Source organism: Halomonas sp. 5021 (genome assembly GCF_036663435.1).
GTDB classification, from domain to species: Bacteria; Pseudomonadota; Gammaproteobacteria; order Pseudomonadales; family Halomonadaceae; genus Vreelandella; species Vreelandella janggokensis.
The window spans coordinates 240,134-256,341 of sequence record NZ_JAXOVU010000004.1 but is presented as its reverse complement, the minus strand read 5'-3'; the positions used below and the strand labels follow the sequence as shown (position 1 = coordinate 256,341).

The following is a 16,208-nucleotide window of genomic DNA, read 5'->3' as shown; positions in this document are numbered from 1 at the left end:
TTGCCTCAGCGATGCTTCACTCCCACAACCCGCGACGGCGTTAGCCATACCAGCAGCGTGCCCAGTAAAAACAATCCCGAGGCAGCCCACATGGCGACCGGCAGACTGGTGCCATCGACAATGCGGCCGCCCACCATGGCGCCAAAGCCAATGGACAAATTAAAGGTGAAGGCCATCAGTGCGGTAGCCGCTTCGGTGTTGGGCGCCGTCCGCAAAATCCAGGTTTGAATGCTCACCGAGACGCTGCCGAATACCGCACCCCATACCATGAGCAGCATCACACCACTGCTTGGCTGCACACCCAGCACCGGGAAGCTGGCCACGACAAGGAGCAGCAGACTGGGAATCGCCAGCACCGCTCGGTAAGGATGGCGCCCGGCGAACATGCCTGCCGCTATGTTGCCGAGGATGCCTGCCGCCCCGTATAGCAGCAGTAGGCTGCCTACGTGGCGCTGGGCAATACCGCTGATGTCCTGTAGGACGGGACTGATAAAGGTATAGGCCGCAAAGTGCCCCACCACCACCAAGCCGGTGGTCAGCACGGCCACCCTGATCCCACGGTTCTTGAACTGTTGCGCCAGTATCCTCAGACGAACCGGCTCGCTGGGTGGCAATGGCGGCAGCCAATACCACAGCGCCATCGCTGTTAACAGGCTTAACCCGCCCAGCGCCCCAAAGGCAACCCGCCAGCTACTGAACTCGCCCAACAGGGTTCCTAGCGGGACCCCAAGGACCGACGCCGCCGCGACACCACCAAAGATCACCGTCATCGCTTTGGAAACCTGGGCCTCGGGCACCAGACGCGGGGCAATACTCCCTGCCACCGCCCAGAAACCGCCAATACTGAGCCCTACCAGCACCCGAGAGGCCAATAGCAATACGAAGCTGCTGGCCATTGACGTCAGCAGGCTACCGACCACCATAACGCCCATCAGTGATGTCAACATGATACGGCGATCAAGACGCCCCACCGCGACCGGCAGAAGCGGCGCTGAAAAGGCCGCCACGACCCCAGGCACTGTCACCATCAAGCCGGCCATGCCCGGGGTAACGTCCATAGAAAACGCCACCTGCGGCAGCAGACCAATCGGTAACTGCTCGGCAGTCACCAACAGGAAAATCCCCATCATGACGGCGACCACTGCCCACCAACGCGGCGCCATTTGCTGTTCCATCGCATGCTCCTTTCCTAAGCCCCCAAACACTACCGCCCCCGCAACGAGACGCTGCGAGGGCGGTGATGTCGGCGCTGCCGCTGGATTAATCAGCGATTTCCGCGTCGTCGGCTTCGAAGGCCGCCTTCTCTTCTTCGGTGATCTCCTTGATCGAGAGCTTCACCCGGTTGCGGTTATCAATATCGAGGACTTTAACGAGCACATCGTCGCCTTCGTTCAGGAAATCGCGGACGTTGTTAACCCGCTCCTGAACAATTTGCGAAATATGCACGAGACCATCGGTACCTGGCATGATATTCACGAAAGCCCCGAAGTCGGCGATACGTACCACTTTACCCATGTACAGCTTGCCGATTTCCGCTTCTGCCGTAATGGCCAACACGGTATCAATGGCTTTTTTCGCGGCGGCTTTATCTTCCGCGTAGATACGCACGGTGCCGTCATCGTCCAGATCGACCGATGCGCCGGTATCTTCGCAGATCTTGCGGATCGTGGCGCCGCCCTTGCCGATCACATCGCGGATCTTGTCCGGCGCGATTTTGATCGTCGCCATGGATGGAGCATTCTCAGACACTTCGGCACGGCTCTGGGCGATCACGGCATTCATCTGCTCAAGAATACCCAGGCGTGCTTTCAAAGCCTGCTGCAGGGCCGTTTCCATGATCTCTTCGTTGATACCTTCGATCTTGATGTCCATCTGCAGGGCGGTCACGCCCTCTTCAGAACCAGCCACCTTGAAGTCCATATCACCAAGATGATCTTCGTCACCCAGGATATCGGTCAATACCGCAAAACCGTCTTCGTCTTTCACCAGACCCATGGCAATACCGGCCACCGGCGCCTTGAGCGGTACACCGGCGTCCATCAGGGCCAGCGACGAGCCGCAGACTGAGGCCATCGAGCTTGAGCCGTTGGACTCGGTAATTTCCGACACCACACGAATGGTATAGGGAAACGCATCTTCAGCCGGCAGCATGGCCTGTACACCCCGGCGAGCGAGGCGACCATGGCCGATTTCACGGCGCTTCGGTCCACCGAAAAAGCCCGCTTCACCGACGCTGTAGGGAGGGAAATTATAGTGCAGCATAAAGCGGTCTTTACGCTCGCCTTCCAACGACTCAATGAGCTGCGAATCGCGCAGTGTGCCCAGGGTCGCAATGGCTATCGCCTGGGTCTCACCACGAGTAAACACAGCGGAACCATGGGTCTTGGGCAGCGTACCGACCTCGATGTCCAACGGACGTACCGTGGTATTGTCACGGCCGTCAATACGCGGCTCGCCCTTGACAACACGAGAGCGTACGACACGCTTTTCAAGACCCGCGAAGGCGCCTTTGACGTCGTCCTTGCTGAACTTGCCTTCTGTCTCTTCGCCTTCGGCAGCAGCAAGCTGGTCGACTGCTTCGTCTTTCAAGGCCGAAAGGGCATCCTGACGCGCCATTTTATCGGTAATTCGATAGGCCTCGCCGACCTTGGCTTCGAAGGCGTCGGCCATGGCCGCTTTCAGCGCCATGTTCTCTTCGGGCGGCTGCCAATCCCAGCGCGGCTTACCGGCCTCTGCAACCAGTTCATTGATCGCACTGATAGCAACCTGCATTTCCTGATGACCGAACAGCACGGCACCCAGCATTTCGTCTTCAAGCAGCTCTTTGGCTTCAGACTCGACCATCAGCACGGCTTTTTCAGTACCGGCGACGACCATATCCAGTTCCGAGCTGGCAAGCTCTTCAACGGTGGGATTCAGGAAGTAGCCCTGCTCTTCGTTAAAGCCGACCCGGGCACAGCCAATCGGGCCGCTAAACGGCACACCTGAAATCGACAGCGCCGCTGAGGTACCGATCATTGCCGCGATATCCGGATCGTGATTGCGATCGGTGGAGAGAACGGTACAGATCACCTGCACTTCGTTCATGAACCCCTTGGGGAACAGCGGACGGATAGGGCGGTCGATCAAACGCGAGGTGAGCGTCTCTTTTTCGGTGGGACGACCTTCGCGTTTGAAAAAGCCGCCAGGAATCTTGCCTACCGCGTAGGTTTTCTCCTGGTAATGAACCGAAAGAGGGAAGAAGGGCTGGTTGGGATTTGCTTCTTTCTTTGCCACTACCGTACACAGCACCACGGTGTCATCCATGGTGACCATAACGGCGCCGGTGGCCTGACGAGCAATGCGCCCAGTTTCTAGCGTGACGGTGCTACGACCGTATTGGAACGTTTTTTTTACCGGATTCACGGCGACTTCCTTTAACATTAATAGCTACTTGTCTTTTCGTTTGGGTCGTTTGGACTCGCCACCATTCTAGGCGTTGCCGCGCAATAGGGCTACCACAAACAAGAAAACGGGCAGCCCCTGAGGAGCTGCCCGTTTCTCGACCTTCGCCAACAATAACTTAGCGGCGGATGCCCAAGCTCTGAATCAGAGACTGATAGCGCTCGAAATCTTTACGCTTCAGGTAATCCAGCAGCTTACGACGCTGGTTTACCATGCGGATCAGACCACGACGCGAGTGGTGATCCTGCTTGTTGGTTTTGAAGTGATCCTGCAGGCCGTTGATGTTGGCGCTCAGCAGTGCAACCTGCACTTCAGGTGATCCGGTGTCGTTCTCGCCGCGGCCGTATTCGTTGACGATTTCGGCCTTCTTTTCAGCGGTTAATGCCATCTGTCTCTCCAGTAAGCAATATGCCTAACAATGAATGGGTGAGACCACGCATATTTGCAGTCTCAATCTACTACTCTAGGTCTACAATTTTCGCGCAAATCGCCGCATTGATGCAACGCTTTACGAGATAGCGACCGTACTTAACAGCCGCTTGGGTGCCACTTCCTGGCCCTCTTTTACAACGCCAAGACCAATAAACGCCTCCGCGTAATAAAGTCTTGCCAGCGCCTCGGGTGGCAGTGATTTACCAGACACCACATTGGCCGACTGGCCGTGAGCCAAGCGCCCATAAGCCGGTTCGTCCAATGTAAGCGACGGCAAATGATCCACCAGCACGTCAACCGGCATCAGCTCGGCTTCGCGGGCCGCTTGATCGGCTAACGCCTCAAGCGCTTCCAGCGTCCACATGGCATCGCCGTTGAAAGGGCCGGTCTTGAGCCTTCTCAACTGACTGATGTGGCCGCCACAGCCCAGTGCCTTGCCAATGTCTTCAGCCAGGGTACGGATGTAGGTCCCTTTGCTGCAGCTGACTTCCAGTTCGAAGGCCGTGCCTTCAAATGACAGCAGGCGGGCATCATACACGCTTACCCGCCGCGCTGCACGCTCAACCTGCTTCCCTTCGCGGGCCAGCTCGTAGAGTTTTTTACCTTCGTGCTTCAGCGCCGAGTACATCGGCGGCACCTGGTCGATCTCACCGCGAAAGCCGGATAATACCGACTCAATATCGTTGACCGTCAGGCTTGGCACATCATGTTGCTCAATGACCGCGCCTTCTGCATCCCCCGTGTCGGTTATCGTCCCCAGTTCTACCCGGGTGCGATACACCTTGTCGGCTTCCAGCAGGTGCGATGAAAACTTGGTGGCCTCACCCAGGCAGATGGGCAGCAAGCCGGTGGCCATCGGATCCAGCGTGCCGGTGTGGCCCGCTTTTTGTGCCTCGAAAAGACGACGCACCCGCTGCAAGGCATGGTTGCTGGAAAGCCCTTTCGGTTTATCCAGCAGAACAATACCATTCACCGGCAACCCCCGGCGGCGACGCGCCATTAACGCGTCTCCCCGCCTGGCTCATCCGCGCCTTCATCATCCTGTTCCTGACGGGCACGGTCGGTTGAAACCGCTTCGTCAATCAGTGACGACAGCTGTTGGCCACGCACCACGCTTTCATCGAAATGAAAGCGCAATTCGGGAACGTGGCGCAGTTTAATGCGCTTGGCAATCTGGCTTCTCAAGAAACCTGCCGCCCGTTTCAGCACCTTCAGGTTTTCCTTGATACGCTCGGGATCCTGCTCACCCAACAGGGTGACGTAGATATCAGCATAACCCAGGTCGCGGCTCACGGTGACACCGCTGACCGTGACCATGCCGAGGCGTGGGTCTTTCACTTCGCGCTGGATCAGCACCGCCAGCTCCTTCTGGAGCTGGTCGGCTACCCGGTCGGTACGCTTGAATTCGCGCATGCTTGCTCCTCAGCCCTACAGGCTGCGCTCGACCTTCACTTGGTCAAAGACTTCGATCTTGTCGCCGACCTGAACATCGTTGTAGTTCTTCACGCCGATGCCACACTCGACGCCGCTACGTACTTCCTGAACGTCGTCCTTATAGCGGCGCAGCGATTCGAGCTCGCCTTCGTAGATCACCACGTCATCACGCAGCACGCGAATCTTCTTGTTCCGGTGCACGGTGCCTTCGACCACCATACAGCCGGCGATCGCGCCGATCTTCGGCGCGCGGAAGACATCGCGTACTTCGGCAATACCGACGATTTCTTCTTTCCACTCCGGCGCAAGCATACCGCTCATCGCCTGCTTGACCTCGTCGATCAGCTGGTAGATGACGCTGTAGTAGCGCAGATCCAGGCCTTCACGTTCGATGATTTCGCGGGCGGCAGCATCGGCACGCACGTTAAAGCCGACCACGATGGCTTCGGAGGCGAGCGCCAGGTTGGCATCGGTACCGGTGATACCGCCCACACCCGAGGACACAACCGCCACTTCGACTTCGTCGGTGGAGAGCTCTTCCAACGCGCCCTTGATGGCTTCCAGCGAGCCCTGGACGTCGACTTTCAAGACGATGTTGACCTTGGCCACTTCGTCTTGGCCCATCTGGCTGAACATGTTCTCCAGTTTGGCCTTTTGCTGACGCGCCAGGCGTACTTCGCGGTACTTGCCTTGACGGAAGTTGGCCACTTCGCGGGCTTTCTTCTCGTCGGCCACCACCATGAAGTCGTCACCGGCGTCCGGCGTACCGTCCAGGCCCTGGATCTCGACCGGCATGGCCGGGCCCACCTCGTCCACTTGCTTGGCAAGTTCGTTGGTTAGCGCCCGCACGCGACCGTAGTGCAGCCCGGCCAGGACGATATCGCCTTTCTTGAGCGTACCGTTCTGAACCAGCACGGTCGCCACGGGGCCACGGCCTTTATCCAGGCGCGACTCAACCACGACACCTTTACCCGGTGCTTCAGGCACGGCTTTAAGCTCGAGCACTTCAGAGACCAGCTGGATCGCTTCCAGCAGCTCCTCAATGCCATCACCGCTCTTGGCAGACACGTGGACGAACTGGGTATCGCCGCCCCACTCTTCCGAGATCACGCCGTGCTGCGATAGCTCGTTACGAATGCGGTCGAAGTCAGCACCCTCTTTGTCGATCTTGTTGACCGCCACTACCATCGGCACACCCGCCGCTTTGGAGTGCTCGATCGCCTCAACCGTCTGGGGCATCACACCGTCATCCGCCGCCACGACCAGAATGACAACGTCGGTCGCCTGGGCGCCGCGGGCACGCATGGCGGTGAACGCCGCGTGGCCTGGCGTATCCAGGAAGGTAACGCCGCCATGTTCGTCTTCCACATGGTAGGCACCGATATGCTGGGTAATACCACCCGCTTCGCCGGTCGCCACCTTGGCCTTACGGATATAATCGAGAAGCGACGTCTTACCATGGTCAACGTGGCCCATCACGGTCACGACCGGGGAACGGGTGATCTCGTCGCCTTCATAGGAGATGCCTTCGAGCATTTCCGTTTCCAGCGCGTCGTCCTTCACCAGCTTGACCTTGTGACCCATCTCCTCGACGACGATGGCCGCCGTATCCTGATCGATGGTCTGGTTGATGGTGACCGCCGCGCCCATGTTGAACATCGCCTTGATGACTTCATTGGCCTTGATCGACATCTTGTCGGCCAGATCCGCCACGCTGATGGACTCGGGGATCGAGACCTCGCGCACGATCGGCTGGGTCGGCTTCTGGAAGCCATGCTTGCCGTTACCACCGCTTGAACTACCACCACGACGACCACCGCGGCGTTCGGCACGCTTGGCTTTCTTGCCACCAGCGCCGCGCTTGCGCTCTTCGCGATCACCGCGATCTTCCTCGTCATCACGACGGCCTTTCTTCTTGGCCGCTGATTTCTTGGGCGGTGCTGTGCGGCGATCGGTGCGGCCTTCTTTCGGCGGTGCCGGCGGCATTTCTTCAGGTGCCGGGGTATCGTCGATCTGCAGCTCAGGCACTTGAGCGTCAGATGCTTTCTGTGCCTCGACCTGAGCTGCTTGTTCGGCTTCTTTACGCGCCGCTTCTTCAGCCGCCTTGGCTTTTTCTGCAGCGGCTTTTTCTTCCGCTTCACGCGCCTCGCGTGCCTTGCTTTCAGCCTCAGCTTCCGCCATGTCACCGACTAACTGACGCGGGCCAGCATGCTTGGGCTCAGGCGCTTTCGGCTTATTCTCTTCTTCAGAGCGCTTGACGTACGTCTTCTTCTTGCGCACCTGAACTTCAATCGTTTTGCCGCGCTCGCCTGTCTTGATACGGCTGCGGGTTTTGCGCGTCAGTGTAATACGGCTCTTGCCGCTATCACTTTCATCGCCATCGCCGCCGTGACTTTTCTTCAGAAAGTTAAGCAAGGTGCGCTTATCTTCTTCTGATACGGCATCGGTTTCCGAGGCGTGCTGCAAACCCGCTTCTTTCATCTGTTCTAGCAGGCGAGGCACATCGCGGCCTACCTTTACTGCAAAATCTTTAACTGTCATATCTGACATATTGACCCTCCTCAGCCCGTGACCTGTTTACTGTGTGTTTGAATCCGACGCGTCATCGTCTTCAAACCAGGGCGCACGGGCAGTCATGATCAGTGCCGCTGCGCGCGCTTCGTCCAACTCCTCGATATCGACCAGATCGTCAACAGACTGCTCGGCGAGATCTTCCATGGTAACAATGCCGCGGCTGGCAAAAATGAAGGCCAGATGGCGCTCCATGCCGTCCATCGCCAGCAGATCGTCTGCCGGCTGGGCACCGTCTAACGCTTCTTCCGAGGCAATGGCCATCGTCAGCAGCTCGTCTTTCGCTCGTGCACGCAGCTCTTCAACCAGATCCTCGTCGAATTCTTCGATTTCAAGCATCTCTTCAAGCGGCACATAGGCGACTTCTTCAAGGGTTGTGAACCCTTCTTCCACTAACAGGCGGGCAACATCTTCATCGACCTGGAGATGGCTGACGAAAGAATCTACCAGACTATCAATTTCCTGGTCGCGCTTGGCTTCCGCTTCATCTTCGGTCATGACGTTAATGCGCCATCCGGTCAGATCAGAAGCCAGACGCACATTCTGGCCGCTTCGGCCTATGGCCTGGGCCAGGTTGTCCTGGGCAACGGCAACGTCCATCGCATGGGCATCTTCGTCAACAAGGATAGACGCCACGTCGGCGGGTGCCATGGCATTAATCACCAACTGTGCTGGATTGTCATCCCATAGCACGATATCGACACGTTCGTTTTGTAGCTCGGTCGATACTGCTTGAACGCGAGAGCCACGCATGCCGACACAGGCACCGACTGGGTCAATACGACGGTCATTGGTCTTCACGGCAATCTTGGCGCGTGAACCGGGATCCCTTGCCGCCCCTTTGATCTCGATTAGCTGCTCGGCGATTTCCGGCACTTCAATCTTGAACAGCTCGATAATCAACTCGGGGCAGGTGCGCGATAGCTGTAGCTGGGCACCGCGGGCGTCTGGATCCACCTTGACCAGCAGCGCGCGCACACGCTCGTTCATGCGGTAGCGCTCACCGTGGATCATTTCGTTGCGCGGCAGAAACGCTTCTGCATTGTCACCCAGGTCAATGATCAAGCCGTCGCGCGTGGTCTTTTTGACAATACCGGCGACCAACTCCCCTTCACGGTCGGTGTATTGACGTACGACCTCGGCACGCTCGGCTTCGCGCACTTTTTGCACGATGACTTGCTTGGCCGTTTGTGCCGCAATACGACCAAACACGGCGTTTTCGATTTTCTGCTCGACGACATCGCCCAGCTTCAGCGGCGGATCGCGCTGTTCAGCGATGGTCTGCTTAATTTCGTAGTCTGGCGTTTCGAATTCGTCGTCCTCGACCACCGTCCAGTAGCGAAACGTCTCGTAATCCCCCGTACGGCGGTCAATGTGCACCCGCACGCTGGCTTCTTCATTGTCAAAACGCTTGCGTGACGCGCTCGCAAGAGCAGATTCCACCGCTTCAAAAATAACGTCGCGGGGAACACCTTTTTCGTTAGAGATCGCGTCAACGACCATTAATATTTCTTTACTCATGCGTTTGCCTCGCCAGAAAACCTGTCCTTATGTGCATCGTGCCAGCTGCCTGCCGGCCACCACGCCACCTGGTTAATCGTCAAACTGCGGTACAATGTGCGCAGAATCAATGTCTTCTATGGGAAAACAATACTCTTCGCCATCCATCTGCAGCAGTATTTCGTCGCCCTCGACACCTGCCAGCAATCCTTGGAACTTGCGACGCCCGTCAAAAGGGGCGCGCAGTTTTAATGCGACATGATGACCTTGAAAACGGGAAAAATGATCCAGGGTATACAGCGGGCGTGCCATGCCCGGCGAAGACACTTCGAGCCGATACTCCCCCGGAATAGGATCTTCGACGTCTAATATCGCACTGACTTGACGACTGATATCGGCGCAGTCTTCAACATTGACGCCGCTTTCGCGTTCGATATAAATCACCAACCGCGAATGCTTACCCTGCGAAAGATGGTCGATGCCCCATAGTTCAAAGCCCATGGCAGCAACAACAGGTTCTATCAGCGCGTGCAGCGCCGCATGTTTTGTGGCCACAGACATTGCTCCTATAGCCGTTGCATCAGGCACCTGGCCAGGAGACATATGAAAAGCTAGGTGGCTGATTGGCGTTACCCGGAAATGTGCCTCCGGCAAGCCGATGGGCATCCGCCCTTGAGACACGCTTGTTAACGAAAAGCTGCTAACAAAAAGCCCCTTCACAGGAAGGGGCTTTTTGAAAGAAACCTGTTACACCAACATGACGGTAAGCATTGGGAAAGCCCTTAACGATGGCGCCGCCTCTTATGACATGAAACGCTCGCACATGTTTGCTTATCGCCAGAAAGTGGTAGCGGGGACCGGATTTGAACCGATGACCTTCGGGTTATGAGCCCGACGAGCTACCAGACTGCTCCACCCCGCATCAATCTAGGTCGCAGATAATAGACGCTCAAGCTTATTTCGTCAAGCTGTCTTTTACCCTTACACGCTCCAACCAAGTAGCGTTTATTACGTCTGGGGAGCTGGAGAACCAGCGCAACAGATGGTGCCGAAGGCGGGACTTGAACCCGCACGACCGTAAGGTCACTACCCCCTCAAGATAGCGTGTCTACCAATTCCACCACTTCGGCATCAGGGGAGGCTCAAGGAAGCAACATCAATCAGTTACTCGCTACTTTCCTCTAGCACTGGCGCGGCATTATCCGCACTTTCGTCACCTTCGTCAAGCATTGGTGCACTTTGCTGTTGCTCGATCAGGTTGGCATCAGGAATACCTGCTTCCGGTGCCTGCCCTGCCTGAGTGGCAAAGTAAGCCAGCGCCATCGATGTGACGAAAAAGCCTGCGGCAAGGATGGCCGTGAAACGAGACAGAAAATTACCGCTGCCGCGTGAACCAAATACCGTTTGCGACGCACCGCCACCAAAGGCGGCACCTGCTTCGGCACCTTTACCCTGCTGAAGCAGGATGAGCACAACCAGGGCGATCGCAATCACCACGTGGACCATTAGAATTGCAACTTGCATGGCGTTATCCTGCTGACTGACAAATGGCGTAAAATTCGTCGGTTTTGAGCGAAGCACCGCCCACCAAACCGCCGTCGATGTCCGGCTGAGCAAGCAGCTCAGCCGCATTGCTTGCATTCATGCTGCCGCCGTACAACAGCTTGAGCTGTTCGGCAAGCACCGCGTCGAAGGACGCCTGGTAAGACCGAATACCGGCCATTACCTCTTGAGCTTGTTCAGGCGTTGCTGTTCGTCCTGTGCCAATCGCCCAAACCGGCTCATAGGCGATGACCACCTCAGAACGCTGAGCGGGCTCCAGGCGAGACATTACGTACCCGACCTGGCGCAGCACGACATCCATGGTGCGATCCGCATCGCGCTCTTCCAGGGTTTCCCCGACACAGAGAATCGGGGTAAGTCCTGACGCCAGGGCTGCCATCAGACGATCAAATACCTGCTCGTCATTTTCCTGATAAAGCTGACGCCGCTCTGAATGGCCAGCCAGTACGTAGGCGACATCAAACTCCTGAAGCATACTGCCACTGACTTCGCCGGTATGAGCGCCTGAGGACTGAGGATTGAGCGTCTGCGCACCCAGTTTTAGCGACGTCTTTTTGAAGGCCTGCCGCGCCATCTCCAGATAAGGAAAAGGCGGAATCACGACCACATCAACGCCAGCAGGCAACTTGGCGGCCGCAAAAGCATCGCCAAACGCTTTCACCAGAGCCGTCGAACCGTTCATTTTCCAGTTACCGGCAATTAATGGCCTACGCATGGAATCTCCTCACACTCAAGGTGGAGCGAAATGGTATAGGAGCGGACTTGTCAAGACAACCGCTGTTGTCAGCAGAGGCTATTTAAGCAGCGCTTGCACCTGTTCAGCCAAACGATTGGCCAACTTATCGACATCCAGATGCGCGCGCCCCTCCACCATGACACGAATTAACGGCTCAGTGCCCGAGGCCCTGAGCAATACACGACCTTCATCACCCAACTCCTTTTCGAGAGCGGACACTGCCTTCTGAAGCGGCTCCGAGGCCATCACGTCCTTGGCATTTGTCCCTGCAGGCAACCTGACGTTCACCAGCGCCTGCGGGACTTTTTCCAACCCTCTTAACAAGGCGGGGAGCGGTTGCTGCTCACGCATCATCAGCGCCAACACCTGCAACGCTGACACGATGCCGTCTCCGGTGGTCTGGACATGGCTGCACAAGATATGGCCCGACGATTCGCCACCCAACTCCCACTGATTGGCCGCCATACGCTCCATCACGAAACGGTCACCGACCTTGGCGCGCTCAAACGGAATACCCATTTTTTCCAGCGCCATCGCCAGCCCCAAGTTACTCATGAGCGTCCCTACCACACCGCCATCCAGCAAACCACGCTCGTGACGATCCCGGGCAATCAGATAAAGAATATCGTCGCCGTCGACTTCACGACCATCGGAATCGACGAGTAATACACGATCGCCGTCGCCGTCAAAGGCGATCCCCAGGTCGGCGCCTTGCTGGATAACCGCCGCGCGCAACGCTGCCGGGTGCGTCGAGCCCACGTTCTGGTTGATATTCAAACCATCTGGCGTCCCGCCAATGATGCTGACCTCGGCCCCCAGTTCACGAAACACACTCGGCGCGATGTGATAAGTGGCACCATGAGCGCAGTCGAGCACAATGGTCAAGCCATGCAGGCTGAGGCGATCCGGCAGGGTCGATTTGCAAAACTCGATATAGCGACCGGCCGCATCATCAATCCGCATGGCTTTGCCCAGTTGGGCGGCCCCTGCGGTGGTTAACGGCGCATCCAGCATGGTCTCGATTTGGTCTTCAATAGCGTCCGGAAGTTTCTTACCCTCCGCCGAAAAAAACTTGATGCCGTTATCGTCGAATGGATTGTGGGAGGCTGAAATCACGATCCCGGCATCGGCCCGAAAGGTGCGCGTCAAATAGGCAATACCGGGGGTAGGCATTGGCCCCAGCAGCGCCACATCGGCGCCCGCTGCAGACAGCCCCGATTCAAGCGCAGACTCGAACATGTAACCAGAGATACGGGTATCCTTGCCGATCAACACCCGGGTGCGACCTTTCTCCCGGCGTAAGACCTGCCCCGCGGCCCAGCCCAGCTTGAGCATAAAATCGGCGGTAATGGGTGACTGGCCGACCGTTCCGCGAATACCGTCCGTGCCAAAATAGCGTCTTGTCATGCGTTATTCTCCTTCTTGGTAGCGGCCTCACAGCCTTCCTGACACACAGCCCACGCCATATTGATGGCGTCGACCGTCGGCCCCACATCATGGACGCGAACGATACTCGCCCCGCGTTCAACCGCCATGGCCGCCAACGCAAGCCCGCCTGGCAACCGTTCGTCTATGGGTCGACCCAACACTTTACCGATCATGCTCTTGCGCGACATGCCGACGAGCACCGGCAGACCTAATGATCGAAGGGCATCCATGCGATTCAGCAAGCGCAAATTGTGCTCAACCGTCTTGCCAAAGCCAAAGCCCGGATCCACGAGCAGACGATGACGGCGCAGCCCTGCGGCTTCGCACTCGGCAACTCGGGCCGCCAGATAGTCGACCACCACTTCTTCGATGGGTTGAGTATAGGCAGGTGCCTGCTGCATATCCTGCGGCTCACCCTGACGGTGCATCAAGCACACCGGCAATCCGCTGCCCGTGGCGGCTGCCAAGGCCCCATCCCGCTCAAGTGCCCGCACGTCATTGATCATGCCGGCCCCCAGCGTGCTCGCCTCGTGCATCACGGCAGGGCAACTGGTGTCCACCGAAACAAGCGCATCCAGCTCGCGTACCAGTGCTTCCACGACCGGCGCAACACGATCAAGCTCCTGCTGCTCGCCGACGGGGGAGGCACCAGGGCGAGTCGATTCACCCCCCACATCAATCATGGCGGCGCCTTCCGCCAGCATTTGCTCGGCGCGGCGTAACGCATCGTCCAATGCCACGTGCTGGCCACCGTCAGAGAACGAATCCGGCGTGACGTTCAAAACGCCCATGACGCGAGGAAAGGAAAGGTCAAGTAAATGCCGGCCACAACGCAATTGCGCTGAAAGCTGCGCCTGCGGAGCCGACGGGGTGGGACGTGCCGTAGAAGTCATGCTGTCGCCTGGTCGAAAAAACATATCGGTATTATAGGTGCACAGCATAACAAAAAGGCGTCCCGTTTGGGGACGCCTTAATGTTAGCTCAATGACCGGACTTGGAGCCTAAGGACCGGCAGGGCCACCTAGGGGGTCAGAGGGTCGACGGCTAGGCTCTTCGTCATCTGAATCACCATCGCCACTTGCCTCATCACCATTACGCGTATCGCTGGGGGACGCGCTGGACTGATCGCTTGATGCAGGCGTCCCACCACCGGATGAATCGCCGTCATTCCAGCCTTCCGGCGGACGCGGGTCGCGGCCGTCCATAATATCTTTTAGCTGGTCGGCATCAATGGTTTCGTACTTCATCAGCGCTTCCGCCATCGCGTCGAGTTTATCGCGATTGTCGGTCAGAATGCGGCGCGCCTCCTCGTAGCAATCATCGATAATCTTGCGGACTTCCTTATCGAGCCGTGTGGTGGTTTCACCCGACTTCATCTTGGAGCCACCCTGGCCAGGACCGCCGAGGAACTGGTGGGACTCGTCCTCGTCATACATGATCGGCCCCATTTCATCCGACAGCCCCCACTTGGCGACCATGTTATGGGCAAGCTCAGTGGCGCGCTTGATATCGTTGGATGCCCCGGTGGTGACACCGTTAGGCCCAAGCGTCATCTCCTCGGCAATACGACCACCGAACAGCGAGCAGATCTGACTCAGAATTTGCTGACGCGACAGGCTGTAACGATCCTCTTCAGGGAGGAACATGGTCACACCCAATGCCCGTCCCCGAGGAATGATCGTTACCTTATAAACCGGGTCGTGGCTGGGCGCCACCAGGCCGATAATTGCGTGGCCCGACTCGTGGTAAGCCGTATTGAGCTTTTCCTTGTCGGTCATGACCATGGATTTGCGCTCAGCGCCCATCATGATCTTGTCCTTGGCCAGGTCGAGCTCTTCCATACTGACCAGCCGCTTGTTACGACGGGCAGCGAAGAGGGCAGCCTCGTTGACCAGGTTGGCCAGATCGGCCCCCGAAAAGCCGGGTGTACCGCGTGCAATCAGCTGCGGTTTGACATCGTCAGCCAGCGGCACCTTGCGCAAGTGCACGCCGAGGATATGCTCACGACCACGGATATCAGGCAAGGCAACGGTTACCTGACGATCAAAGCGTCCTGGACGCAGCAGTGCGGGGTCAAGCACGTCAGGACGGTTAGTAGCCGCAATGACGATGACGCCTTCATTGGCCTCGAAGCCGTCCATCTCAACCAGTAGCTGGTTCAGGGTCTGCTCACGCTCGTCGTTACCGCCACCCATGCCAGCACCACGCGAGCGGCCTACCGCATCAATCTCATCAATAAAGATGATGCACGGCGCCTGCTTCTTGGCCTGCTCGAACATATCGCGTACACGGGACGCGCCGACACCGACAAACATTTCAACGAAGTCAGAGCCGGAGATAGAGAAGAACGGCACCTTGGCTTCGCCGGCAATCGATTTCGCCAGCAGCGTTTTACCGGTACCCGGCGGCCCTACCATCAGAACACCACGCGGAATTGTGCCGCCCAGGCGCTGGAACTTGGTCGGGTCGCGCAAAAAGTCGACAAGCTCTTCGACTTCTTCCTTGGCTTCATCGCAACCGGCAACGTCCGAGAACGTCGTCTTGACCTGATCATGAGAGAGCAGCTTGGCTTTGGACTTGCCAAAGCTCATCGGGCCGCCTTTACCTCCCCCGGCACCGCCCTGCATCTGGCGCATGAAAAACATGAAAATGGCCAGGATCAGCAGAATCGGGAAGCTGGCGATCAGCAGACGCGTCCAGATACTTTGTTGCTCCGGCTCTTTACCGATAACCGTCACGTCGTTGCTCAGCAGATCATCCATCAGCTTGGGATCTTCTGCCGCAGGACGAATTGTCTGAAACTGTGAACCATCGGTCCGCTCACCGGAGATGGTATAGCCATCAATAGTGACGCTGCGTACTTCCTGGTCCTGCACCTGCTCAACGAACTGGGTATAGTTCATTGTCTGGGGTGCGCTCTCGGTACTGAAATTATTGAACACTGTCAGTAGAACGGCCGCGATGACCAACCACAGAATCAGGTTCTTTGCCATATCGTTCAAGGGGCTACCCTCATTACAAGAATCCGTCAGTTAAACCTATCAATGAGACCTTACACCAGCCTCGAGGGTTCAACCATTGCCAAGGCGTCTAATACCTT

General features: G+C 57.5%; 13 protein-coding genes and 2 tRNA genes. All 15 read right to left on the bottom strand.

The genetic code is table 11. The features are described from left to right. Positions 1–5: 5 nt before the first annotated feature. The 15 genes from R3F64_RS09800 to ftsH all read right to left on the bottom strand — a co-directional run bounded on the left by R3F64_RS09800 (position 6) and on the right by ftsH (position 16,110). Entirely contained in the window at positions 6–1,175 is a 1,170-nt protein-coding gene (locus R3F64_RS09800) for an MFS transporter (RefSeq protein WP_332611163.1), read from the bottom strand. An 85-nt stretch (positions 1,176–1,260) separates the two neighbouring features. After that, the gene (pnp, locus tag R3F64_RS09795) at positions 1,261–3,423 is read right to left on the bottom strand and encodes a polyribonucleotide nucleotidyltransferase (RefSeq protein WP_085920163.1); all 2,163 of its coding nucleotides are present in this window, start codon (positions 3,421–3,423) and stop codon (positions 1,261–1,263) included. 139 nt (positions 3,424–3,562) lie between these two features. Further along, on the bottom strand, positions 3,563–3,832 hold the full coding sequence (rpsO, locus tag R3F64_RS09790) for a 30S ribosomal protein S15 (protein WP_066316110.1): 270 nt from the start codon (positions 3,830–3,832) through the stop codon (positions 3,563–3,565). Between the two features lie 120 nt (positions 3,833–3,952). Further along, positions 3,953–4,876 carry a tRNA pseudouridine(55) synthase TruB gene (gene truB, locus R3F64_RS09785; protein WP_332611161.1) on the bottom strand — a complete coding sequence of 308 codons (924 nt, stop codon included), beginning with the start codon at positions 4,874–4,876 and terminating at the stop codon, positions 3,953–3,955. Continuing rightward, entirely contained in the window at positions 4,876–5,289 is a 414-nt protein-coding gene (rbfA, locus tag R3F64_RS09780) for a 30S ribosome-binding factor RbfA (RefSeq protein WP_085920161.1), read from the bottom strand. The genes truB and rbfA overlap by 1 nt, the downstream gene beginning before the upstream one ends. A 15-nt stretch (positions 5,290–5,304) precedes the next feature. Next, a complete protein-coding gene (gene infB / locus R3F64_RS09775) occupies positions 5,305–7,860 on the bottom strand; it encodes a translation initiation factor IF-2 (RefSeq protein WP_085920160.1) in 2,556 nt (851 codons plus the stop codon). Positions 7,861–7,887: 27 nt separating this feature from the next. Next, entirely contained in the window at positions 7,888–9,402 is a 1,515-nt protein-coding gene (gene nusA / locus R3F64_RS09770; protein ID WP_085920159.1) for a transcription termination factor NusA, read from the bottom strand. Positions 9,403–9,474: 72 nt separating this feature from the next. Beyond that, positions 9,475–9,936, bottom strand: coding sequence for a ribosome maturation factor RimP (gene rimP / locus R3F64_RS09765; RefSeq protein ID WP_332611158.1), 462 nt, complete (start codon positions 9,934–9,936; stop codon positions 9,475–9,477). A gap of 290 nt (positions 9,937–10,226) precedes the next feature. Beyond that, positions 10,227–10,303, bottom strand: a tRNA-Met gene (locus tag R3F64_RS09760). A gap of 121 nt (positions 10,304–10,424) precedes the next feature. Further along, positions 10,425–10,511, bottom strand: a tRNA-Leu gene (locus tag R3F64_RS09755). A 34-nt stretch (positions 10,512–10,545) separates the two neighbouring features. After that, positions 10,546–10,905 carry a preprotein translocase subunit SecG gene (gene secG, locus R3F64_RS09750; protein ID WP_066316119.1) on the bottom strand — a complete coding sequence of 120 codons (360 nt, stop codon included), beginning with the start codon at positions 10,903–10,905 and terminating at the stop codon, positions 10,546–10,548. 4 nt (positions 10,906–10,909) lie between these two features. Beyond that, entirely contained in the window at positions 10,910–11,659 is a 750-nt protein-coding gene (gene tpiA / locus R3F64_RS09745) for a triose-phosphate isomerase (RefSeq protein WP_085920158.1), read from the bottom strand. A gap of 78 nt (positions 11,660–11,737) precedes the next feature. Beyond that, positions 11,738–13,087 carry a phosphoglucosamine mutase gene (gene glmM, locus R3F64_RS09740; RefSeq protein WP_085920157.1) on the bottom strand — a complete coding sequence of 450 codons (1,350 nt, stop codon included), beginning with the start codon at positions 13,085–13,087 and terminating at the stop codon, positions 11,738–11,740. Further along, the gene (gene folP / locus R3F64_RS09735; protein WP_085920181.1) at positions 13,084–14,001 is read right to left on the bottom strand and encodes a dihydropteroate synthase; all 918 of its coding nucleotides are present in this window, start codon (positions 13,999–14,001) and stop codon (positions 13,084–13,086) included. Before folP ends, glmM begins: the two co-directional genes overlap by 4 nt. 108 nt (positions 14,002–14,109) lie before the next feature. Then, on the bottom strand, positions 14,110–16,110 hold the full coding sequence (gene ftsH, locus R3F64_RS09730) for an ATP-dependent zinc metalloprotease FtsH (protein WP_085920156.1): 2,001 nt from the start codon (positions 16,108–16,110) through the stop codon (positions 14,110–14,112). Positions 16,111–16,208 lie beyond the last annotated feature (98 nt).

What these genes read in the sequence shown, in the direction of transcription:
- R3F64_RS09800 (WP_332611163.1), bottom strand. Translation starts at nt 1,175, where the DNA reads ATGGAACAGCAAATGGCGCCGCGTTGGTGGGCAGTGGTCGCCGTCATG.
- pnp (WP_085920163.1), bottom strand. Translation starts at nt 3,423, where the DNA reads ATGTTAAAGGAAGTCGCCGTGAATCCGGTAAAAAAAACGTTCCAATAC.
- rpsO (WP_066316110.1), bottom strand. Translation starts at nt 3,832, where the DNA reads ATGGCATTAACCGCTGAAAAGAAGGCCGAAATCGTCAACGAATACGGC.
- truB (WP_332611161.1), bottom strand. Translation starts at nt 4,876, where the DNA reads ATGGCGCGTCGCCGCCGGGGGTTGCCGGTGAATGGTATTGTTCTGCTG.
- rbfA (WP_085920161.1), bottom strand. Translation starts at nt 5,289, where the DNA reads ATGCGCGAATTCAAGCGTACCGACCGGGTAGCCGACCAGCTCCAGAAG.
- infB (WP_085920160.1), bottom strand. Translation starts at nt 7,860, where the DNA reads ATGTCAGATATGACAGTTAAAGATTTTGCAGTAAAGGTAGGCCGCGAT.
- nusA (WP_085920159.1), bottom strand. Translation starts at nt 9,402, where the DNA reads ATGAGTAAAGAAATATTAATGGTCGTTGACGCGATCTCTAACGAAAAA.
- secG (WP_066316119.1), bottom strand. Translation starts at nt 10,905, where the DNA reads ATGCAAGTTGCAATTCTAATGGTCCACGTGGTGATTGCGATCGCCCTG.
- tpiA (WP_085920158.1), bottom strand. Translation starts at nt 11,659, where the DNA reads ATGCGTAGGCCATTAATTGCCGGTAACTGGAAAATGAACGGTTCGACG.
- glmM (WP_085920157.1), bottom strand. Translation starts at nt 13,087, where the DNA reads ATGACAAGACGCTATTTTGGCACGGACGGTATTCGCGGAACGGTCGGC.
- folP (WP_085920181.1), bottom strand. Translation starts at nt 14,001, where the DNA reads ATGACTTCTACGGCACGTCCCACCCCGTCGGCTCCGCAGGCGCAGCTT.